Source organism: Caballeronia sp. LZ033 (genome assembly GCF_031451265.1).
In the GTDB taxonomy this organism is placed as follows: domain Bacteria; phylum Pseudomonadota; class Gammaproteobacteria; order Burkholderiales; family Burkholderiaceae; genus Caballeronia.
Genome location: NZ_JARUXQ010000003.1, coordinates 872,215 through 892,891 on the forward strand (window position 1 = coordinate 872,215; position 20,677 = coordinate 892,891).

The 20,677-nt window shown below is 66.7% G+C and carries 18 protein-coding genes; 8 read left to right on the forward strand and 10 right to left on the reverse strand.

The window, feature by feature from the left end; genetic code table 11:
- Positions 1–59: 59 nt before the first annotated feature.
- Positions 60–953 carry a LysR substrate-binding domain-containing protein gene (locus QCE62_RS25175; RefSeq protein ID WP_309924346.1) on the reverse strand — a complete coding sequence of 298 codons (894 nt, stop codon included), beginning with the start codon at positions 951–953 and terminating at the stop codon, positions 60–62.
- 3 nt (positions 954–956) lie between these two features.
- Positions 957–2,126 (reverse strand): class C beta-lactamase, encoded by a 1,170-nt coding sequence (ampC, locus tag QCE62_RS25180; RefSeq protein ID WP_409017924.1) that lies wholly within the window; start codon positions 2,124–2,126, stop codon positions 957–959.
- Between the two features lie 123 nt (positions 2,127–2,249).
- On the opposite strand from ampC, the gene QCE62_RS25185 reads away from it, so the two are divergent.
- From QCE62_RS25185 to QCE62_RS25210, 6 genes are all read left to right on the forward strand, one after another.
- Positions 2,250–3,131, forward strand: coding sequence for a LysR family transcriptional regulator (locus QCE62_RS25185; RefSeq protein WP_309924348.1), 882 nt, complete (start codon positions 2,250–2,252; stop codon positions 3,129–3,131).
- A 110-nt stretch (positions 3,132–3,241) separates the two neighbouring features.
- Positions 3,242–3,751 (forward strand): MarR family transcriptional regulator, encoded by a 510-nt coding sequence (locus QCE62_RS25190; RefSeq protein ID WP_309924349.1) that lies wholly within the window; start codon positions 3,242–3,244, stop codon positions 3,749–3,751.
- 4 nt (positions 3,752–3,755) lie between these two features.
- Complete coding sequence (locus tag QCE62_RS25195) at positions 3,756–5,858, forward strand: FUSC family protein (protein WP_309924351.1); 2,103 nt, start codon at positions 3,756–3,758, stop codon at positions 5,856–5,858.
- A gap of 34 nt (positions 5,859–5,892) precedes the next feature.
- On the forward strand, positions 5,893–6,102 hold the full coding sequence (locus QCE62_RS25200) for a DUF1656 domain-containing protein (RefSeq protein WP_309817100.1): 210 nt from the start codon (positions 5,893–5,895) through the stop codon (positions 6,100–6,102).
- Positions 6,099–7,064 carry an HlyD family secretion protein gene (locus tag QCE62_RS25205; protein ID WP_309924354.1) on the forward strand — a complete coding sequence of 322 codons (966 nt, stop codon included), beginning with the start codon at positions 6,099–6,101 and terminating at the stop codon, positions 7,062–7,064. Before QCE62_RS25200 ends, QCE62_RS25205 begins: the two co-directional genes overlap by 4 nt.
- On the forward strand, positions 7,061–8,524 hold the full coding sequence (locus QCE62_RS25210; protein ID WP_409017910.1) for an efflux transporter outer membrane subunit: 1,464 nt from the start codon (positions 7,061–7,063) through the stop codon (positions 8,522–8,524). The genes QCE62_RS25205 and QCE62_RS25210 overlap by 4 nt, the downstream gene beginning before the upstream one ends.
- 54 nt (positions 8,525–8,578) lie before the next feature.
- On the opposite strand, the gene QCE62_RS25215 is transcribed toward QCE62_RS25210, so the two are convergent.
- The 6 genes from QCE62_RS25215 to QCE62_RS25240 are packed head-to-tail and all read right to left on the reverse strand — an operon-like array spanning position 8,579 to position 14,627.
- Complete coding sequence (locus QCE62_RS25215) at positions 8,579–9,205, reverse strand: nucleoside/nucleotide kinase family protein (protein ID WP_309924357.1); 627 nt, start codon at positions 9,203–9,205, stop codon at positions 8,579–8,581.
- Positions 9,205–10,080: a sugar phosphate isomerase/epimerase family protein gene (locus tag QCE62_RS25220; RefSeq protein WP_309924360.1), complete on the reverse strand. Its 876-nt coding sequence runs from the start codon at positions 10,078–10,080 to the stop codon at positions 9,205–9,207. Before QCE62_RS25220 ends, QCE62_RS25215 begins: the two co-directional genes overlap by 1 nt.
- Complete coding sequence (locus QCE62_RS25225) at positions 10,077–11,099, reverse strand: ABC transporter permease (protein ID WP_309924362.1); 1,023 nt, start codon at positions 11,097–11,099, stop codon at positions 10,077–10,079. The genes QCE62_RS25220 and QCE62_RS25225 overlap by 4 nt, the downstream gene beginning before the upstream one ends.
- On the reverse strand, positions 11,096–12,109 hold the full coding sequence (locus tag QCE62_RS25230) for an ABC transporter permease (RefSeq protein WP_309924364.1): 1,014 nt from the start codon (positions 12,107–12,109) through the stop codon (positions 11,096–11,098). The genes QCE62_RS25225 and QCE62_RS25230 overlap by 4 nt, the downstream gene beginning before the upstream one ends.
- Positions 12,102–13,613 carry a sugar ABC transporter ATP-binding protein gene (locus tag QCE62_RS25235; protein WP_309924366.1) on the reverse strand — a complete coding sequence of 504 codons (1,512 nt, stop codon included), beginning with the start codon at positions 13,611–13,613 and terminating at the stop codon, positions 12,102–12,104. Before QCE62_RS25235 ends, QCE62_RS25230 begins: the two co-directional genes overlap by 8 nt.
- Positions 13,614–13,634: 21 nt before the next feature.
- Complete coding sequence (locus tag QCE62_RS25240; protein ID WP_309924369.1) at positions 13,635–14,627, reverse strand: substrate-binding domain-containing protein; 993 nt, start codon at positions 14,625–14,627, stop codon at positions 13,635–13,637.
- 241 nt (positions 14,628–14,868) lie between these two features.
- Between QCE62_RS25240 and QCE62_RS25245 the strand changes: the two genes are divergently transcribed.
- Complete coding sequence (locus tag QCE62_RS25245) at positions 14,869–15,924, forward strand: substrate-binding domain-containing protein (RefSeq protein ID WP_309924371.1); 1,056 nt, start codon at positions 14,869–14,871, stop codon at positions 15,922–15,924.
- 9 nt (positions 15,925–15,933) lie between these two features.
- Here the strand turns inward: QCE62_RS25245 and QCE62_RS25250 are convergent, their stop codons facing one another.
- Positions 15,934–17,490, reverse strand: coding sequence for an AMP-binding protein (locus QCE62_RS25250; protein ID WP_309924374.1), 1,557 nt, complete (start codon positions 17,488–17,490; stop codon positions 15,934–15,936).
- 935 nt (positions 17,491–18,425) lie between these two features.
- Entirely contained in the window at positions 18,426–19,322 is an 897-nt protein-coding gene (locus tag QCE62_RS25255) for a LysR substrate-binding domain-containing protein (protein ID WP_309924377.1), read from the reverse strand.
- A gap of 99 nt (positions 19,323–19,421) precedes the next feature.
- Between QCE62_RS25255 and phnA the strand changes: the two genes are divergently transcribed.
- Positions 19,422–20,645: a phosphonoacetate hydrolase gene (gene phnA, locus QCE62_RS25260; protein ID WP_309924379.1), complete on the forward strand. Its 1,224-nt coding sequence runs from the start codon at positions 19,422–19,424 to the stop codon at positions 20,643–20,645.
- Positions 20,646–20,677 lie beyond the last annotated feature (32 nt).

Below are 20,677 nucleotides of genomic sequence, written 5' to 3' on the forward strand. Positions count from 1 at the left end.
GCATGCGCGGCGGAAGTGCCGGATGGGCAGCGGGGACATCGCGGAATGCGATGTCCGGGTTAACCCTCTTGCTCCACCAACACGTCGATCAGCGCCTGCACGACCTTCAGCCGCGAAGACTTGCGCGGCGCATGCACGCACAGCGAACGCGCGCTGGCCCAGGTCTCGTGCAGCGGCACGCGCACGAAGCTGTGCGATCCCGCGAAGGCGGACGCCGCGCTCGTCGGCACGATGCCGATGCCCAGCCCCGCCTCCACCATGCGGCACTGCGCGTCGAAGCTGTTGACGGTCACGGAGACGTTGAGCGGCGCGCGGGCGGCGTCGGCGTGTTCCTTGAGCGTCTGATCGAGCGAGCCGCCCGCCTGCAATGCCACGAGCGGAAAGCGCACCACGTCCGCGAAACTCAGGGCATCGGCTTGCGCGAGCGCGTGATCGGGCGGCAGCACGACCATCAGCGGATCGGCGGCGAAATGCCAGGTATCGAGACCCGCCGGTGCATTCGAGCGCGCCGAGATGCCGACGTCCGCGCGGTCGTCCAGGCACGCGCGGATGACTTCGTCGCTGATCTGCTCGGTCAGGGCGATGTCGACGAGCGGATAGCACGCCTTGAAGCGCGTCAGGCGCTCGGGAAGAAAACCCACGATGGCCGACGCATTCGCATGCAGCCGCACCACGCCGGCCACCTGCCCGCTCAGCGACTGGATCTCGCGCGCCATGCCTTCGAGCTGACGGTGGATGGAGCGCGCGCCGGCATAGGCATGCTGGCCTGCCTCGGTCATCTGCACGCCCGCCGGCGAGCGGATCAGCAGCGCCGCGCCGATGGCGCTCTCCAGGTCCGCGATCCGCCGGCTCAACGCCGAAGGCGCGATGTGCGCGCGGCTCGCGGCGCGCGCGATCGATCCCTCCTCGACCACGGAGATGAAGAGTTCAAGACTGTAGGGATCGATCCGCATGCGTCATCGTTTTTTGTTCTGGGGTGCGCCGGTCAGCGCCGTGATGATCGCATAGGCGGCCTTCACCCTGTCGTCGTTCGGGAGGTTGCGGTTCGCCAGCATCACGATGCCCACGCCCTCGCTCGGCACGAACGCGATATACGTGCCGAAGCCGTTCGTCGAACCGGTCTTGTTGATCCAGACTTCATCGCGCGGCGGCTGCGGCGGATCGATTGCGGTGACGGGCGTCGGGTTCAGGATCATCGCCTGGCCGTTTCCTTCCAGCAGCGCGGGCAACGCCGCCGGATACGGATACTGCTCCCAGATCAGGTCCTGCGTCATCGGACCCGCCTTGAAGTAACCCGTGTGCGTCGCGGTAACCGCGCGCTGCCATGCCGGATCGACACGTACCTGATTCATGTTGATCTGCATGAAGCGCGTCAGGTCGGCTGCCGTCGTGCGCACGCCATACGCCTCGGAAGACAGCACGCCGCCTTTCATGCGGATCGGCCGGTCGTCCTGTGCATAGCCTTGGGCATAGTCGCGCTGCTTCGCGGCGGGTACGTGCATGTAACTGTGCCTCAGGCCGAGCGCGGGAAAGAGGCGCGTCTGCATCAGCGCGTCGAAGTCCTGGTTCATGGCCTTCGCGGTAATGAACCCCAGCGTGCCGATACCGGGATTCGAATACGTGCGCACCGTGCCGGGCGGCCGCGCCGGACGCCACGTGCTGAAGTACTGCAACAGCTGGGCGTTGTCGTGGATGTCGTCGGGAACCTGGAGCGGCAAACCGCCCGGCGTGTGCGTGCCGAGATTGAGCAGCGTGACCTTGCCGAACTCGCTGCCGTTCAGGGACGGCAGATACTTGCCGACGGGATCGTTCAAAGACAAGTCGCCTTTCGTCTGGGCATACGAGGCGAGTGTCGCGGTGAAGGTCTTGCTGACGGAGCCGAGCTCGAACAGCGTATCGCGCGTGACGGGCTGCTTCGTCTCCTTCGATGCCACGCCGTAGTCGAACACATACGCCCGGCCTCCCACCACAACACCCACCGCCATGCCCGCAATGCCGTGCAGCGCCATGAGGGGCTTGATGGTTTCATCGACCGTGTGCTGCACGCTCGCCTTATCAGAACCTGCGGCGAACGCCGCACTGCTTGCGCCGCCAAAAGAAAAACTGGCCAGTGCCAGACACACCATCTTGCGGATTTTAATGTTCATCGAAGCTTCTCATAATTGCCGTGATTGAGCCGAAGCGAAATATCCGCCGTTTCAGGCTGCGCCGCAATCGACGATAATTTGCCCCAGCCAAAAGAAAAACTTATGCAAAACCTGCGTCCTTATCTTCCGCTGAATGCGTTGCGCGCCTTCGAAGCCTCGGCACGGCATCTGAGTTTCACGCGCGCCGCACAAGAACTGAGCGTCACCCAGGCCGCCGTCAGCCAGCAGGTGCGCGCACTCGAAGAACGTCTCGGCACGCCGCTCTTCAAACGCCTGCCGCGCGGTCTCGGCCTCACCGACGAAGGCCGCGCGCTGCTTCCCGTGCTGAGCGATTCGTTCGGCCGCATGGAAGCGGTGCTCAAGCAGTTCGAGGGCGGGCATTTCCACGAGGTGCTGACGGTGGGCGTGGTCGGCACGTTCGCGGTCGGCTGGCTGATGCCGCGCATGAAGGCCTTCGCGCAGACGCATCCGTTCGTCGAATTGCGGCTGCTCACGCATAACAATCTCGTCGATCCGGCATCGGAAGGACTCGACTTCGCCATTCGCTTCGGCACCGGCGCCTGGCCCGCGACGCACAGCGCCATGCTCCTCGACGCACCGCTCGCCGTGCTCTGTACGCCCGAGATCGCACGCAACCTTCGCACGCCTGCCGACCTTGCAAACCAAGTGCTGCTGCGCTCCTATCGCGCGGACGACTGGACCAGCTGGTTCGAAGCCGCCGGGCTCGACGCCTGGACCCTGAACGGCCCCGTGTTCGATTCCTCGCGCCTGATGGTCGAAGCCGCGTTGCAGGGCGCGGGCGTCGCGCTCGTGCCGTCGCGCATGTTCGAGCGCGAGTTGCGTACCGGACTGCTGGCACGGCCGTTCGACATCGAAGTGAAGACCGGCAGCTACTGGCTCACGTGGCCGCGCTCGCGGCGCCTCTCGCCGGGCATGCGGCTGTTTCGCGACTGGATCGTCGCCGAAGCAGGCGCGACGCCCTGAGCCTTTTCGACGGCCCGCTCCAGCAAGCAAGCAAGCTGAAAGAAAATTCCTCCGTTGTTTATCGTTCGATAGGAGGCTAACGAATAGAGTTCTGGCTATAATCGCGGCCCATGACCTCTCTCGACCTCCTGCGCCGCTCCGTCAGCAGCACGCTCGTGCTCGCGGCGCGACGCTGGCGCCGCACCAGTCACGGCGTGCTCGCCTCGTACGGTGTATCGGAAGCCTGCGCGGTGCCGCTCCTGACCGCCAACCGCCTCGGCGAGGCCGTCCGCCAGGTGACCCTTGCGGAACATGTCGGCATTGAAGGGCCTTCGCTGGTGCGGCTGCTCGACCAGTTGTGCGCGGCAGGCCTCGTGCGCCGCGACGAAGACCCGGAAGACCGCCGCGCCAAGACCATCACGCTGACCGACGAAGGCCGCGCCGTCACCACGCGCATGGAAGAGCGGCTGATCACGCTGCGCGCGCGGCTGCTCAAGGGCGTGAGCCGCGCCGATCTGGAAACCACGTTGCGCGTGCTCAACGCCTTCAGCGACCTGTCCGACGGCAATCTCCTCGCCGCGATGGCCGCCGTCGAACCGCAGCCCAAGCCGGCCCGGCCCGCCGCGAAACGCGGAGCCTAGCCACATGTCCTTTCCTTCCGCGCGCGAATGGCTCTTCTCCGCCAAGACCTTCGCGGCCGCGATGATCGCGCTGTACATCGGCCTCGCGCTGCAATTGCCGCGTCCCTACTGGGCGATGGCGACCGTCTATATCGTGTCGAATCCCTTCGTCGGCGCGACGCGCTCGAAGGCGCTCTACCGCGCGCTCGGCACGATGATCGGCGCGGCGGGCGCGGTGCTGATCGTGCCGCCCTTCGTGGAATCGCCGTATCTGTTCAGCGTGGTCGTCGCGCTGTGGACCGGCACCCTGCTCTATCTCTCGATGTTCGACCGCAGCGCGCGCAGCTATGTGTTCCTGCTGGCGGGCTATACCTTGCCGCTGATCGCGCTGCCCGCCGTCACGGACCCGACCATCGTCTTCGACCTGGCGATGACCCGCACCGAGGAAATCCTGCTCGGCATCGTGGTGGCGAGCGTGGTGGGCAGTGCGGTGTTTCCGAGCCGGCTCGCGCCCACGCTGGTCGAACGCACGGACGCCTGGTTCCGCGACGCCGCGTTCTATGCGAGCGAAACGCTCTCCGGCCATATCGCGGGCGCGACGCTCTCGGCGACGCGCCAGCGGCTCGCGGCCACGGTCAATGGCCTGGAACTGCTGCTGAGCCAGCTGACCTACGATCACGCGCGGCCCGACATCATCCGCCGCGCGCGCGCTTTGCAGGGCCGCATGCAGATTTTCCTGCCGCTGATTTCATCGATGGCCGATCCGCTGATCGAACTGTTCGACAAGCACCGGCAATATCCGGAAGGGCTCGAAGCGCTGCTGAAGGACGTGGCCGACTGGGTCGGCACGCCTGCGCCGCGCTCGGCGGAAGAGATCGAGCACGAAGCCGCGCCGGATGCGTTCCGCGCGCGCATCCTTGCCATGCGCCCGTTCGTCGAGGCGCTGGCCACGCTGGACGGCGCGCTGCTCTCCAATGCGCTGTGGCGGCTCGGACAGGTGATCGACGTGTGGCAGGACATCCGCGCGCTGCGCGCGGCCATCCTCAACGAGACGAGCGAATGGCGTCCGCACTTCCGCCACTGGCGGCTGGGCGGCACGGCGCGCTTCTTCGACCGCGGCATGATGCTGTTCTCGACCGGCGTCGCGGTGAGCGCGATCATCGTCGCGTGCAGCCTGTGGATCGAATCCGGCTGGAACGACGGCGCCGGCGCGGTGACGCTCGCAGCCGTGGCCTGCTGCTTCTTCGCCGCACTCGACGAACCCGCGCCGCAAGTCTTCACATTCTTCGTCGCGACCTGCATGAGCGTGGTGCTGGCGGGCCTGTACGTGTTCGCAGTGCTGCCGCACGTGCATGATTTCCCGATGCTCGTCATCATCTTCGCGGTGCCGTTCCTCATCATCGGCACGCTGATTCCGCGCCCGCGCTTCAATCTCGTGACCATGCTCGTGGCGGTGAACACGGCCACCTTCATCAGCATCCAGAGCGCCTACGAGGCGAACTTCTTCGTCTTCATCAACAGCAACCTCGCCGGCGTGGCGGGCCTGCTGTTCGCGTTCATCTGGACGCGCATGACGCGGCCGTTCGGCGCGGAACTCGCCGCCGCGCGGCTCACGCGTTCGGCGTGGGCGGATATCGTGGTGAGCGCGTCCTCGGCGGAAGTCATCGACGATCAGCGCAATCTCTACGCGCGCATGCTCGATCGCCTGATGCAACTGCTGCCGCGTCATGCATCGAGCGATTCGCAGCGCCATCCTTCCATCGAGAGCTTCCGCGATTTCCGCGTCGCGCTGAATGCTCTCGATCTGCGCCGCTCGCGCCGCAAGCTGCCGGCGGAACTCCAGCATTCCGTCGATGCCGTGCTCGACGCGCTGCGCGGTTATTTCCAGTCCTGCATCGCGCGCCGCGCGCGCCAGCCGGTGCCGCCGGAACTGATTCGCGGCATCGATTCGGCCAGCGCGCAAGTGGCTGCCCGCGCCATTGCGCAGTCGCCCGCCGCCGATGCCGTCGCCGAAAGGTGGCTGCGCGACACGCTGCATGCGCTGGTCGGCATGCGCCTGTCGCTGCATCCGCCGGAAACACAAACGGCCGCGCAGAACGGCGCCGCGCCGCGTGAGGAGCCGGCATGATTCTCGTCACCTCCTTGTCAACGGAACGCCCAACATGATCGGCGAAATCGACATCCTTGGCGTGTTCGTGCCGGCCGTGCTGGTGCTGATGTTCGTCGCCTACCTCGTGAACCTGGCGATCCGCACCGTGCTCGCGCGCGTCGGCTTCTACCGGTTCGTCTGGCATCGCTCCATTTTCGATCTCGGCATCTACGTGCTGGTGCTGGGTCTTGTCGTCATCGTTTCGCAGCGGCTCATCTCGTGAAAAAAACCTGGTTCTCCCTCGGGCAGATTCTGCTTACGCTCATCGTCGTGACCATTGCGGCCGTCGTGCTGTGGAAGCTGGTCGATTACTACATGTTCGCGCCCTGGACCCGCGACGGGCACGTGCGCGCCGACGTCATCCAGGTCGCACCGGACGTGTCCGGGCTCATCACCGAAGTGCATGTGACCGACAACCAGCAAGTGAAGAAGGGCGACGTGCTGTTCGTGATCGACCGCGCCCGCTATGCGCTGGCGCTGCGCAACGCCCAGGCCGCCGCGCAGCAGCGCCGCGCGACGCTCGATCAGGCGCGCCGCGAAGATGTGCGCAACCGCTCGCTCGGCAATCTGGTGGCGCGCGAAGTGACCGAGGAAACCCATTCGCGCGTCGAGACGGCCACGGCCGCGCTCGCGGACGCTGAAGTCGCCATCGATACGGCCCGGCTCAATCTCGACCGCACCGAAATCGTCAGCCCCGTGGACGGCTATCTGAACGACCGCGCGCCGCGCGTCGGCGAATACATCGCGGCCGGGCGTGCGGTGCTCTCCGTGGTCGACATGCATTCGTTCCGCGTGGATGGCTACTTCGAGGAAACCAAGCTGCACGGCATCGACATCGGCCAGCCGGTGGACATCAAGGTGATGGGCGAGCCGAACGTGCTGCGCGGACATGTGCAGAGCATTGTCGCGGCGATCGAGGACCGTGACCGGCAACAAAGCCCGAGCCTGCTGCCGAACGTGAACCCGGCCTTCAGCTGGGTGCGGCTCGCGCAGCGCATTCCGGTGCGCGTGACGCTCGATGAAATTCCGGCCGACTTTCGTTTGATCGCGGGCCGCACGGCGACGGTGTCGGTGCGCGGCATCGGGCCGGCGATCGGCAAGCGCGCGGCGTCGGAGACATCGCCCGCTTCCGCGCCCGCGCCGACGTCGAGCGTTGCTGCACCGGCTTCAGGTGCCTCGCAATGAACGGCGTGCGCACGATGAAGGGGCTGGCATTCGCGGCGGCGACGGCCTTCGCGCTGGCCGGCTGCATGACGGTCGGACCGGACTACACGCTACCCGACAAGGCCGCCGTCAACGCGCCCTACGCGAACGCGCCGCTCGACGGCGCCGATCAGGCGCCCGTCACGCAGGGCGCGGTGCCGTCGAAATGGTGGCGGCTCTACGACGATCCGGTAGTCGATCAACTCGTCGAGCAGGCGCTCGCGTCGAATGCGGACCTGCGCGTCGCGGCGGCGAACCTCGCGCGTTCGCGTGCCGAAGTGGAATTCGCGAACCAGCAAGGCGGCTTCTCCGGCAAGTCGTCGGCGGCGTTCCAGCGCGCGCAGGAATCGGCGGAACAGTATCTGTTGACGGAGAAACTTCCGGTCGTCAACGAAGGCGCGCTCGATTTGTCCGTGTCCTACGAGCTCGACCTGTTCGGCAAGATCAGGCGCGGCATCGAAGCCGCGAACGCCGATGACGAAGCGGTCGAAGCCGCGCAGGACCTCGCGCGCATCACGGTGGTCGCCGATGTCGTGCGGGCCTATGTCGAATCGTGCTCGGCGGCAGAGGAACTGGAGATCGCGCGCAAGTCGCTGGATCTGCAGAAGCAGCGCGTGAAGCTCACGCAGCGTCTGCGCGACGCGGGCCGCGGCAACCAGTCCGAAGTCACGCGCGGTCAAACCCAGGCCGATACGCTCGCCGCCGACATTCCGCGTTTCGTCGCCCGCCGCCGGGTCGCGCAATATCGCCTGGCGATGCTGCTGGCGCGCTCCCCCGCCGATCTGCCCAAGGCCGCGCTCGCCTGCCGCAAGCTGCCGCGGCTGCGCGCGCCGATTCCAGTCGGCGATGGCGCCGCGCTGCTCAAGCGCCGTCCCGACGTGCGGCAGGCCGAACGGCAACTGGCGTCGTCGACGGCGCGCATCGGCGTGGCGACGGCGGCGCTGTATCCGTCGGTGAGTCTGGGGGCGTCGGTGGGATCGGTGGGCGTCGCGGAAGACCTGTTCGGCGCGAATACGAACCGCTGGGCATTCGGTCCGCTGATCAGCTGGAACTTTCCGATCAACGGCCAGCGCGCCCGCGTACTGCAGGCGGAAGCATCGAGCAGCGGTGCGCTCGCGCACTTCGACGGCGTCGTGCTGAAGGCCTTGCAGGAAACGCAGAGCAATCTCGCCACGTATGCCTCGGACACGACGCGCGCTGATGCCTTGCGCGTCGCATACCGTTCGGCCACCCAGTCCGCCGATGAAACCAACCAGCTGTATCGCGCGGGCCGAGAGTCGTTCCTCAACGACCTCGACGCCACGCGCACGCTGACCGGCGTGGCCGCGCAGGTCGCCGCAGCCGAGGGCCAAGTGGCGGTGGATCAGGTGAACCTGTTCCTCGCGCTCGGCGGCGGCTGGGAAACGGACGAAGCCGTCGCGCAGAACGGCAAGGGGAAGTAAGGGCGTTGGCGTGGTGCGGTGCGCGAAGCACAGCCCACGCTCATCTGAAGCGCGTCAGCCGGAAGCGGGCCAGTTGAACTGCACGTCGGCGCGCAAGCGGGTGGCGTCGATCAACCGGGCATTCACATCGTCGGTGTGGCTGACCCACTGTTCCGCCGCCTCCTCGCTCCGGCCGAAGCTCACGTGCCGCGCCAGCAGCCGCGAGCGCCGCAGGTTCTGATCGACGTTCACGTACCAGACTTCGTCGAGCAGCGGCTTCACGCCCTGCCAGTGACCGTGTTCGAGCAACAGGTAATTCCCTTCGGTCACGATCAGCGGCACGTCCGGCAGCACCGGAATCGCTCCGGCGATCGGTTCCTCGATCTCGCGCCGGAACGCCGGCGCATACACGACCTCATCCGGCCGCTGTTCACGCAGCCGCCGCAGCAGCGCGACATAGCCGGCGCTGTCGAAGGTGTCTTCCGCGCCCTTGCGCCCGGCGCGTCCGAGCCGCTGAAGCTCCACGTTGGCGAGATGGTAGCCGTCCATCGGCACGACGACGGCCTGGTCCGGCAAGGCATCCAGAATGGCCTGCGCCAGCGTGGACTTGCCCGCGCCCGGCGCGCCGACCAGACCGAGGATGCGGCGTCCGCCTGCATCGGCGAGACGTCGCAGGCGTTCGAGATAAATTGCGTCGATCATCAGTGATGCGCCCTGGCCTTTGCCGCGGCGTCGATGCCGCCGGCCATGAATGCGCGGGCGTGTTTCGCAAGGTCCATGCCGTCGTCCCACAGGTTGCGCCAGATCGCGAGCGCGTTCGACAACTGCTCGTTGACGACCGTCGACGAGAAACTCTCGAAGGTCACGACGCCCTGGTAGTCGATCATCGCAAGCGCGTGAAAGAACTGCGAAAAGTCGATGGTACCCGAACCGAGATAGCCGCGATTGCTCTCGCCGATATGCACATACCCGAGCCGCTTGCCGCATTGCAGGACCGGCTGCATGAAGTCCGATTCCTCGATGTTCATGTGATACGTGTCGAGATGCACGACCACATTGGGCGCATCCACTTCGTCGATGAACGCCAGCGCCTGCGAGGCCGTGTTCAGCAGATTGCTCTCGTAGCGGTTCACCACTTCGAGCCCGAGCGTCACGTTCTTTTTGAGCGCGAAATCGGCGATGCGCTTCAGTGAATCGATCGCATTGCGGCGGCCCTTCTGCGTGATCGGGGCCGAGTACTTCGCCATCGCGCCGTACAGGATGCCGCCGAAATAACCGCCGCCGAGTTCCGAAGTGATCGTGATGCCTTCCTCCAGCAACGCGACGCCGCGCGCCACGATGGCCGGGTCTTCGTTCGACACGTCCGCATCGAAGGTCAGGCCGCGCGAGCAGCCGATTCCGAGCCCATGCTCCTGCAACAGATCGCGCGTCAGCGCGAGATCCATGACCTTCGGGCCATGCAGCGACAGCTCGACCAGATCGAAACCGGCCTCCCTGGTCTGGCTGATGACCTTGCGCGTCGATTCCGGCGTCAGGTCGCCCGCCCAGACCAGTGCATGTACGCCAAGCTTGTTCATCGTGCCACTCCCTTCGATGCGGTCGCGCGTCTGCGGACCCGGGTTCTTGAAATGCCGCGGGCCCAGGCCCAGCGGACGAGCATCACGACCAGCAGGAACACGCCCCACAGCGCGGTGGCGAGGTGCTGGTTCGCGCCGAGCAAATTGAGCCCCGACGCGATCACCTGCAGGATCACCAGCGCGATGACGACCGGCGCCACGCGCCCGAAGCCGCCGAACGGATCGACGCGGCCGAGAAAGCACGCCAGCACCGAGATCAGCAGGAAGGCCTCGCCGTGACCGACGCGCACCGAATTGAACTGCGCGGCCATCACGATGCCGGCGACGCCGCACATCAGCCCCGACAGCATATAGATGCGCGTGACGGCGCGTGTCGTGGCGATGCCGGAATAGCGTGTCGCTTCGAGATTCGAGCCGATCATGCGGGTGGCGAAGCCGAGCCGCGACCGTGTCATCACGACATGCCAGACCAGCGCGCAGCCGATGAAGATCCACAGCGGAATCGGCACGCCCAGCAGCGCGCCGTTGCCCATCTCGCGCACGAACGGCGGGAAGCCCGAGATGTCGCCGCCGCGCGTGAGGAATTCGCCGAGGCCGCGCAGGAAAATCATCATCGAGAGCGAGACGAGGATCGGACTCGCGCCGGTGCGGGCGATGACCGCGCCCATCACCCAGCCGGACGCGGCGCCCGTGGCGAGCGCGGCGGCCATGCCGAGCGCCACGGCGGCGGCGCCCGCGTCCGCGCCGCCATGCGTGTGCAGCACGTAGGCCATCGCCAGGCCCGAAATGTTCGCCGTGAACGTCACCGCCAGATTGAAGCCGCCGGAGATGAGCGGCATCAGCATGGCCAGCGTGAAGAAGCCGAGTTCGGGCAACTGGAACGCCACCGAGACGAAGGTGCTCGTCGTGAAGAAGCGCTCGGAGGCGAAGCTCATCACGACGATCACGATGACCAGAAAGCCCAGCAGGCCGGCGACATCGGCGGACACGAACGCGCCGGTGGAAGCACGCGTCTTCATGGCGCCGCCTTCGCGCCCGACGACGCCAGACGCGCGCCGACCAGCTTCGTGAAGCCGCCGCTCGACAGGGTGATCGCAATCAGGATGATCGCGCCGATGATCATCTTGAACGCATACGGCGAGATGCCGAGCAGGTTCAGTCCGTTGGCGGTGATGGCGGTCAGCAGGATGCCGAGTATCGCGCCGAGGATCGTGCCGCGTCCGCCGCCCAAGCGCGCGCCGCCGAGCACCACGGCGGCCAGCACATCGAGTTCGCGGCCGTACAGCGCGTTCGGCACGACTTCCTGCACGTAGTGCGCCTGCATCAGTCCCGCGATGCCCGCCATCATGCCGAGCCAGCCGAACGCCACATAGTGCATCGCGCCGATGTTCACGCCCACGCGCCGCGCGGCCTCGGGGTTGTCGCCCATCGCGTAGAGCTGGCGGCCGGTGGTCGTGCGGCGCAGGAGCAGCCAGGTGGCCAGCACCGCCGCCGCCATCACCGCGACCGGCAGCGCGAGCGTAGCGACGCCGCTGGGCGTATCCACATGGACGATGGACACCCGCTCGACCCACCAGTCCGGCAGGTCGTAGATGGACACGCCGCCCGTCAGGAACATCAGGCCGCCGAAGAAGACGTTGAAGGTGGCGATGGTCACGACAATCGATACGATGCGAAACCGGTAGATGATGGTCGCGTTGATCGCGCCGAGCAGGAAGCCGAAGCACGCGGCAACGAGAAAGCCCAGCGCCCAGTTGCCGCCGCCGAGCCGCATGACGGTGAGCGCGGTCAGATACTGCGCCACCGATGCGCCCACCGCGAACGAAATGTCGATGCCGCCCGCGATCAGCACCACCAGCAGGCCCACGGCGAAGATGATGTTGACCGAGCTCTGGTTGAGCAGGTCAAAGAGATTGGAGAGCGTGAGGAAGGTGCTGGTCGTGAGGCTCAGGCCGATCATCATCGCGACGATGACGAGCAGCAGCAGCGCCTCGATCGATCCGATTCCGAGTCTGCGCAAGTCAGGCATGGACGTCTCGCTCGATGTGTTCCATCGTGGTCTTGCCCGGCACGTATTCCCCCGCGATGCGGCCGTCGCGCATGTGCAGGATGCGGTCGGCGTTGAAATACACCTCGGGAATCTCGTCCGAGATCAGCAGGATCGCCATGCCCTGCGCGGCCAGGTTGTGGATGATCGCGAATATGCCGGCACGCGCGCCCACGTCCACGCCGACCGTCGGCGAATCGAGGATCAGCAGCTTCGGATTCGTGGCGAGCCACTTCGCCAGCACGATGCGCTGCTGGTTGCCGCCCGACAGCGTGGACACCGCGTCGTCCGGCTGGCCGATCTTCACGGCGAGTTGCCCGATCCAGTCGTCGATCAGCGCGCCGCGCCGGCGGGCCGAGATCAGGCGCGCGGCATCGAGCAGACGGTCGAGCACGGCCGCGACGGTGTTGTCGCCGATCGATTGCGGCTGCACCAGCCCGAGTTGCAGCCGGTCTTCGGAGACATAGGCGATGCCGGCGCGGATCGCATCTCGGTTCGAGCGCAGCGCGATTTCCCGGCCTTCCATGTGGATCGATCCCGCGCGCGGCCGCGTCATGCCGAACAGCGACAACGCCAGCTCGGTGCGGCCCGCGCCCAGCCGTCCGGTGATGCCGAGAATCTCGCCACGGCGGATGCTGAGCGCGATGTCGCGATACTCGCGCCCGCGCGACAGGCCCCGCACCTCCAGCACCACGGGCGCCGCCGGACGATCCGCCGCGCGCACCGCGTAATCGAAGGTGCGGCCCGTCATCAGTTCCGTGAGACGCGTCTGCGTCATGCCTTGCGTGGGAAAGGTGCCGACATACTGGCCGTCGCGCAGCACGGTCACGCGCGTGCAGACTTCGAGCACTTCCGCGAGCCGGTGGCTGACGAACACCACGGCAATGCCGTCCGCCGACAGCCGCCGCACGATCTCGAGCAGCGCGCCGGTTTCGGCGTGACTCAGCGAGGCGGTCGGTTCGTCCATGAAGACGAGGCGTGCGTCGCGCACCAGCGCGCGGGCAATGGCCACGATCTGCCGCTGCGCAATCGACAGCGCGCGCACCGACCGGCCCAGATCGAGCGTCACGCCGAGCCGCTCCAGAATGCGCCGCGCGGCCTGCTTCATCCTGCCGTAATCGACGAGACGCGGCCACCCGCCGAGGTTCTGCTCGAAGGCGATGTTCTCGGCCACCGTCATCTCCGGGAACAGCGCGAGATCCTGCCAGATCACCTGGATGCCGAGGTCACGCGCCTTCGCTGGATCGAGGCCCAGGATGGACTCGCCGTCCATCAGCATCTGCGCGCCGGCCTCGGGCTGATACACGCCGTTGATGATCTTGATGAGCGTGCTCTTGCCGCAGCCGTTCTCGCCCGCGAGGCACAGGACTTCGCCCGGCAGCACGTCGAACTGCACGGAGCGCAACGCCCGCACGCCGCCGAAATCCTTCGAGATGGCGTCGAGCTTCAGCAGGGGCGGGCGCGCGTCGGCGGCGGTCGGGTTCATGGGCGCGGCGGCTGGGCGCGTTCAGAGGCCGGTTTTGGCAAGATCGTCGACGGTCTTCTCGTTCAGGTCCACGAGTTGATCGACGATCAGGTTGTGGCCGTCAGGATGCACGACGCCCAGTCCCGGAATATTCGTGCCGTCCTTCACCGGCTGGCCCTTCGCGACCATCGTGCCGAGCGTCACGAACACTTCGCCCGCCTGTTCCGGATTCCACATGTAGCCGCCGGTCAGCACGCCGTCGTGAACCAGCCGCCGCCCCTGTCCCGGCGAGAACGGCCCGAGCACCAGCACCTTGCCCTTCATCTGCTTTTCCTGCACCGCGCGCGCCGCGCCGATCGGGCCCTGGCTGCCGAACGCGAGGATCGCCTTCAGGTTGGGATGCGCGCGCATCAGGTCGAGCGCGGTCTTGCGCGACGCATCGACGTCTTCCGCCACGCCGTAACGATCGCCCACCAGCGTCATGTCCGGATAGTTCGCCTTGATGTAGGCGTTCGCCGCATCGGCCCAGGCGTTGTGCAGCGGCACCGTGAGCGAGCCGACGAACACCGCGTATTCACCCTTGCCGCCGAGCGCCTCGCCGAGACGCTTCGCATAAGCCTCGCCGAAGCCCTTCACGGACGCCAGCTCGAAGTCCCAGTCGGCGTTCTGCTGTTTCGGCGATTCATGCGTGATGACCTTGATGCCCGCCGCGCGCGCCCGTTGCAGCACCGGTTCGAGCACTTCGGCATCGTTCGGCACGACGCCGATCACATCCACCTTCTGCGCGATCAGATCTTCGATGGCCCGCACCTGGAGCGCGGGATCGGCGCTGGTCGGCCCGATCATGAAGGCCTTGACGCCGAGTTGCGCGGCGCGCTTCTTGATGCCCGCGTCCATCGCGTTGAACCACGGAATCCCGCCGATCTTCACCACCACGCCGATCACCGGCTGATCCGGCGATGCCGAGGCCGGGACGGCCGCCAGCATCAGCGCAACCGAGGCCACGCCTGCACACCATGCGCGAAACAGTTTCATGGACTTGTCTCCTGCGGAGGACTTCCGCCGCATGTCAGGCGGACGCCCGGTCGGGTTGGTCGGAACTCCGCTTGCCGTGCTGCCGCGCCGCCTGCTGAAGTTTTTGCTAAATCCATTCAGCAGTTCGGGCTGAGGTATGCTGAATCTATTCAGCAAGGCGGTCGACTCGGACAAACCCTAAAGAATCCGAGTTCTGCCTTGCCCGTACCGTCCGGACAAGCACGCGCCTGGAGTCAGCCTGATGGCCAGTCACAAGCCCGCAAGAAAATCGACGATCTACGATATCGCCCGCGCCACGGGTTCATCCACCTCGACGGTCAGCATGGTGCTGAACGGCACGTGGACGCGTTATCGCATCAAGGAGGAAACCGCGCAGCGCGTGCTCGAAAGCGCGCGCAAGCTCGGCTACAACGTCAATCTGAAGGCGCGCGGCCTGAGGTTGTCACGCTCGGGGCTGGCGGGCATGGTGCTGCCGCACTATCGCAACCGCTTCTTCGCGGGGCTCGCGCAGACGTTTGAAGATCAGGCGCGCAATCGCGGCCTGTGTCCGATCGTGGTCGGCACGCAGCGCGACCCGGCCGTGGAAATCAGCGTCACCGAAACGCTGCTCGCGCAACGCGTGGAACTGCTGTTCATCGCGGGGGTGCGCAATCCGGCGCCGCTGAACGAGCGCTGCGCGGCGGCGGGCGTGCCGTCAATCAACCTCGACCTGCCGGGCGACGGCGCGCCGTCGGTCGTGTCGGACAATCGCGGCGGCGCGCGCGCGATCACCGACGTGCTGCTCGACAAGCTGCTCGCGCAAGGCAAGTCGCCGCACGAGCTGGTGCTGCTCGGCGGCATTCCCGGCGAATACGCCACCGATTCACGCATCGCCGGCTTCCGCGACGCTTTCGCCGCGCGCGGCATCGAGCCCGCCGCGGATGCCGTCGATTCCTGCGGCTACAACGCCGCCGCCGCGCGCCGCGCGCTGGCGGCGCGCCAGGCGGCGCTGGGCCGGCTGCCGGCAGGATTGCTGATGAATTCGATCACCGCGTTCGAAGGGCTCGTGCAGTTCACCTCGACACTGCCTGCCGAGGCGTGGCGTTCGCTGGTGGTCGGCTGCTTTGACTGGGATCCGTTCGCAGCGCACCTTTCCTTCGACGTGACGATGCTGCGTCAGGACGTGGAAGCGATCATCGCGGAGGCGTTCGCGCTGACGGATATCTACGATCCCGCCGGCCGCTCCGTCGTGGTCGTGCCCACGCGCTTCGGGGCGATCTTTGAAGAAGCCGAACAGACCCGCGAGTTCGATCGCTAGCTCCGGCGCTCATGCACCGAGCGCGGCTTCCTGCCCCGGCATCGTGTCGTCCGGCACGGCCAGCGCCAGGCGGCCGATCGCGCCGCGATCCACCTTGCCCTGCTCGGTGAGCGGCACGCGCGGCGCCGTCATCAGGTGCACGGCCTCCGCGACCTGCCGGCCGCAGTTCAGCTCGATCGCCCGCCGGCACAACGCGAGATTCAGTGACAGGCCGGGCCACGGCATCACGAGGACATTCCATACCTTGCTGGCAGCGGGATAGTCATTCGACACCGCCACGGCGTAGCGCACCTGATGCAACGCGCACAGCGAGGCTTCGATCTGAGCGGGTCCGAACGGCACGCCGCCCATGTCGATGACCTCCGTCGCGCGGCCGAGCACATGCAGAAAACCCTGCGCGTCGACCATGCCGACGTCGCCGGTCATGCACCAGCCGCCGCAGAACTTGAGCGCCGAGTCGACCGGCTGGTTGCGATAGCCCTGCGCCACCGAAGCCGACTTCACCTCGATGCGGCCGCTTTCGCCCGGCGCCGCCAGCAAGCCGTCGGCACGGCGCAGGCGCAGGTCGACGCCGTTGCGCACGCGCCCCGAGCTTTCCAGCGCGGCGGGATGGGGGAGATAGTCTGACGGCGTCAGCGCGCTAACGAGACCGGCCTCGCTTGCGCCGTACATGTGCGTGAGCACCGGACCGAAGCGTGCGAGCGCGCGCCGCAGCAGGACGGCCGGCGCCGAACCGCCGATATGCACGATCGAGCGCAGCGAAGACAGGTCGCGGGTGCGCGCGTCCGGATGATCCATCGTCTCGAACAGTTGCGGTTCGACCAGCAGCAGGTCGGTGATGCGTTCGGCTTCGATGGTCGCGAGCGTGTCGGCGGCGTCGAAGCCGGGGCGCAGGATCACCGTGCCGCCGCCCGTCAGCGTCTGATCGACGAGCACTTGCGACAGATAGGCCAGCGCGCCGTTGACCAGCTGGCGGCGCTGCGGCGCAGGCGTGGCGCCGACCATCGCCGAATACGCGGCGAAGCTGCGCAGGCTGGCTTTCGGCACGCCGGTCGAGCCACCCGACGACGCCACCATGGCGAGATCGCAGGGACGCGCGCGGCTCGGCAGCGGCGCGGCGGACTGCAAGGCCGCGCGAAAGTCGAGGCGCATGGAGGCCAGGCCCGTGCCGATATGCACGACCCGCACGCCCACATCTTCCGGCACGAGATGCGCGGTCTCCGCGAACGCGACGAGCAACGCGGGGCGGATGCGTTTCAGCAACGCGGCCCGATCATCGACAGAGGCGGCCGCGGGCAGGAACATCGAGGCCGCGCCGAGCAGGTTGGCCGCGTAGTGGATGGCGAGCGCGTCGGGGCAGTTCGGCGCGAACAGCGCGACCAGCGAACCGCGGCCGATGCCGAAGGTTTCGAGCGCGCGCGCGTGACGGAAGATCGATGCACGCAGCGTGCGGCCGTCGATATCGGTATCGCGATAGCGCAGCACCGGCCGGCCGGCGTGCTGCAGCAACTGGTCGAGCAGGATCTCGACGTAGGAGCGGAAGGCCGCTTGATTTTGATGGTCCATGACGGTGTCTCCCTCGACGATCAATGGACGCAGTCTGCGCGGGCAAAATGAGTTGGGAATGAGCAGGCTTGCGGTGTGTAAGGGCCAAATTTTGTGCCGGCGGGCTCGCGTCACGTTCCTGGTCACGCTCCAGATCCATACTGATGCTCTCGCCGTCGGCCGTTTTGCCCATCGATTCGCCGGCACGCCACGTGCCGCGAGCGCACAGTAAAGGGAGCACGCGATGTTTCGTTTCGCCGGGAAAGTATTCGCGCCACGCAGGAAATCGAACCAGCGCAGGCGAGCCGCTCATCCGCGTCGAATGGGTCCGCCGGCTTCCACCAGGCCGCCGAACCGGCGTCTTACATCGAAGAGGACGATCTATGATGGAGGAAACCTCGCCAGGCGCAACGACTGGTCACGTGCACCGCCTTCAATCAAGCCGCTCCGACGCAGAGTCTGTCCGGCAGCACCAACGAGCACTACGCGCGCTGGTCCTTCAACGTGGTCCGCGACAACTTTCGTTCGGGCGGAATCAAATCGGGCAACAAGTTCCGCAGAGGCGACATGCAGAGCATTCACCGCCTGCACGCCGCCATGGCGACTGTCCCGGAGGTTCAGTCCGCCACTTACCGAAGCACGCCGACGGACTACTCTCCCGCCTTGTTCACGCTGGTCGGCCGCGTGCCGGCAAGCGCGCAAGATCACGTGGGCTTGACGGACTATGAGAACTGCTGGGTCGTCGATCCCTGGCGGGACTCGTCTGCCCGGCACACGACTACTGCCACGCGTTCGATCAGAAAATGGCCAAATGGGCCGGCCGGCACAAAGCGCTGTCCTGGAATAACGAATGGATCGAGCCCACGGATCCACACTGGCTCCTGGCCGTCATGAACGGACCCAAACACCCCGTTGCCGCACAACGCGCGTCCAGCGTGGCTCCGTTCCCGGCGTAGTTATCCGTCCGTCTCCTCGTCCCCGTTCGCCCGCAGCCAGTCGACGAAATCGCGCATGTGAACCGGCTTGTCCGCATCCAGCGGCACCAGCGCGTGATACGTCGCGCCGTTCGACGTCAGTTCCGGAAACGGCATGCACACGCGGCCGGACGCGCAGTCGGCGTCGAGCGTCGGCAACGGGCCGATGCCAAAACCCAGCCCGTCCACCACTGCCTGAAGCGTCACGAAGAAGTGATCGAACCGCAGCATGCGATGCGCGCGTAGCGCGGCGTGACCGGCGGCATCGAGCCACGCTTCCCAGTCGCCCGGACGCGTCTCGCTGGTCAGCCAGGTCGCGGCGGCCAGCTCTTCGACACGGCTCAGACCCGTGCGCTCCAGCAGCGCCGGGCTCGCGATCACCGTCATGCGCTCCCGGAACAGCGGCCAGCTCTGGAACTGGCCGCCCGGCGGGACGTAGCGGCGGATCGCCAGATCGAAACTGCCGCGCAACGCGGGTTCGGTGGACATCGCGGTGGACACGCGCACGTCCACGTCCGGATGACGCTCAGCGAAACGCGGCAGCCGCGGAATCAGCCAGCGCATCGCCACGGTCGCCGACGCGCTCACCCGGATCACCTTCACGCGATGATCGCGGCCGTAGCGCTCGGCGGCATCGGCGATATGGTCGAACGCCGCGCTGATTTCCCGCGCGAACGCCCGCGCATGCGGCGACGCCGCCATGCTCTGCCCTTCACGCGCGAACAACGGCTGGCCGAGCCACTCCTCGAGGATCGCAATGTGCCGGCTGACCGCGCCGTGCGTCAGGTTGAGCTCGCGCGCCGCCGCCGAATAACTGCCCGCGCGCGCGGCGACTTCGAACACACGCAACGCATTGAGAGGAGGAAGCTTGGATCGCATATGTGATTTTTTCTGACAGGTATCGCGTCTTTATTTCGATTGTGTGAGCGAAACGCTCATCTTACGCTGGGAACCGACTCAACCAGACAAGGTGCGCTCATGTCCTCCCCGATCATTGTCAACTCCCGTTCCTATCAGATGCCTGCGGCGCCGACCATCGTGGTGTGCGTCGACGGCTGCGAGCAGGAATACATCAACCAGGCCATCCTCGCGGGCGCGGCGCCGTTCCTCGCGCGGCTCGCCGACACCGGCACCGTGCTGACCGGCGACTGCGTGCTGCCGTCGTTCACCAACCCGAACAACCTGTCGATCGTCACCGGCGCGCCGCCTTCGGTGCACGGCATCTGCGGCAACTTCTTCTTCGACGAGGAAACCCGCACCGAAGTGCTGATGAACGACCCGAAGTACCTGCGCGCCCCGACCCTGCTCGCGGAGATGGCGCGCGCGGGACAGCGCGTGGCCGTCGTGACGGCGAAGGACAAGCTGCGCGCGCTGCTGGGTCACGGTTTGCACGGCATCTGTTTCTCGGCGGAAAAGGCCGATCAGCTCGATATCGAGGTGCACGGCGTGACCGGCATGATCGAGCGGACCGGCATGAGCTTGCCTTCGGTGTACAGCGCGGAGCTGTCGGAATTTGTGTTCGCGGCCGGGCTGTCGCTGCTCCAGCATGAGCGCCCGGATCTCATGTATCTCTCGACCACCGATTACGTGCAACACAAGCACGCGCCCGGCACGCCGGAGGCCAATGCCTTCTACGCGATGATGGACCGCTACTTCGCGCAGTACCACGACGCCGGCGCGGTGCTCGCGATCACCGCCGATCACGGCATGAACGCGAAGACCGATGCGCTCGGCCGCCCGCGCATCGTCTTCCTGCAGGACCGGCTCGATGCCCGCTTCGGCGCCGACGCCGCCCGCGTGATCCTGCCGATCACCGATCCCTACGTCGTGCATCACGGCGCGCTGGGTTCGTACGCGACCGTGTATCTCGGCGAGCGCGCGCCGCAGCGCGACGTGACGGAATTCCTGGCCGGTCTCGCGGGCGTCAGTGCGGTGCTCACGCGCGCGCAGGCCTGCGAGCGGTTCGAATTGCCGCCGGACCGCATCGGCGATCTGGTCGTGCTCGGTGAACGTTTGACCGTGCTCGGCAGCGCCGCCGACAAGCACGATCTCTCGGGTCTTACCGTGCCGTTGCGCTCGCACGGCGGGGCATCGGAGCAACAGGTGCCGATGCTCTTCAACCGCAGGCTGAGCGGTATCGATGCAAGCCGCCGGCTGCGCAACTTCGACGCCTTCGACCTCGCCCTCAATCACCTCGCCTGATATCACCCGACGAGCGCGACACAGAATCGCGC

Bases quoted from the DNA above. Each gene is read 5' to 3' on its own strand.
- QCE62_RS25175 (WP_309924346.1), bottom strand. From the start codon at position 953: ATGCGGATCGATCCCTACAGTCTTGAACTCTTCATCTCCGTGGTCGAG.
- ampC (WP_409017924.1), bottom strand. From the start codon at position 2,126: ATGGTGTGTCTGGCACTGGCCAGTTTTTCTTTTGGCGGCGCAAGCAGT.
- QCE62_RS25185 (WP_309924348.1), top strand. From the start codon at position 2,250: ATGCAAAACCTGCGTCCTTATCTTCCGCTGAATGCGTTGCGCGCCTTC.
- QCE62_RS25190 (WP_309924349.1), top strand. From the start codon at position 3,242: ATGACCTCTCTCGACCTCCTGCGCCGCTCCGTCAGCAGCACGCTCGTG.
- QCE62_RS25195 (WP_309924351.1), top strand. From the start codon at position 3,756: ATGTCCTTTCCTTCCGCGCGCGAATGGCTCTTCTCCGCCAAGACCTTC.
- QCE62_RS25200 (WP_309817100.1), top strand. From the start codon at position 5,893: ATGATCGGCGAAATCGACATCCTTGGCGTGTTCGTGCCGGCCGTGCTG.
- QCE62_RS25210 (WP_409017910.1), top strand. From the start codon at position 7,061: ATGAACGGCGTGCGCACGATGAAGGGGCTGGCATTCGCGGCGGCGACG.
- QCE62_RS25215 (WP_309924357.1), bottom strand. From the start codon at position 9,205: ATGATCGACGCAATTTATCTCGAACGCCTGCGACGTCTCGCCGATGCA.
- QCE62_RS25220 (WP_309924360.1), bottom strand. From the start codon at position 10,080: ATGAACAAGCTTGGCGTACATGCACTGGTCTGGGCGGGCGACCTGACG.
- QCE62_RS25225 (WP_309924362.1), bottom strand. From the start codon at position 11,099: ATGAAGACGCGTGCTTCCACCGGCGCGTTCGTGTCCGCCGATGTCGCC.
- QCE62_RS25230 (WP_309924364.1), bottom strand. From the start codon at position 12,109: ATGCCTGACTTGCGCAGACTCGGAATCGGATCGATCGAGGCGCTGCTG.
- QCE62_RS25235 (WP_309924366.1), bottom strand. From the start codon at position 13,613: ATGAACCCGACCGCCGCCGACGCGCGCCCGCCCCTGCTGAAGCTCGAC.
- QCE62_RS25240 (WP_309924369.1), bottom strand. From the start codon at position 14,627: ATGAAACTGTTTCGCGCATGGTGTGCAGGCGTGGCCTCGGTTGCGCTG.
- QCE62_RS25245 (WP_309924371.1), top strand. From the start codon at position 14,869: ATGGCCAGTCACAAGCCCGCAAGAAAATCGACGATCTACGATATCGCC.
- QCE62_RS25250 (WP_309924374.1), bottom strand. From the start codon at position 17,490: ATGGACCATCAAAATCAAGCGGCCTTCCGCTCCTACGTCGAGATCCTG.
- QCE62_RS25255 (WP_309924377.1), bottom strand. From the start codon at position 19,322: ATGCGATCCAAGCTTCCTCCTCTCAATGCGTTGCGTGTGTTCGAAGTC.
- phnA (WP_309924379.1), top strand. From the start codon at position 19,422: ATGTCCTCCCCGATCATTGTCAACTCCCGTTCCTATCAGATGCCTGCG.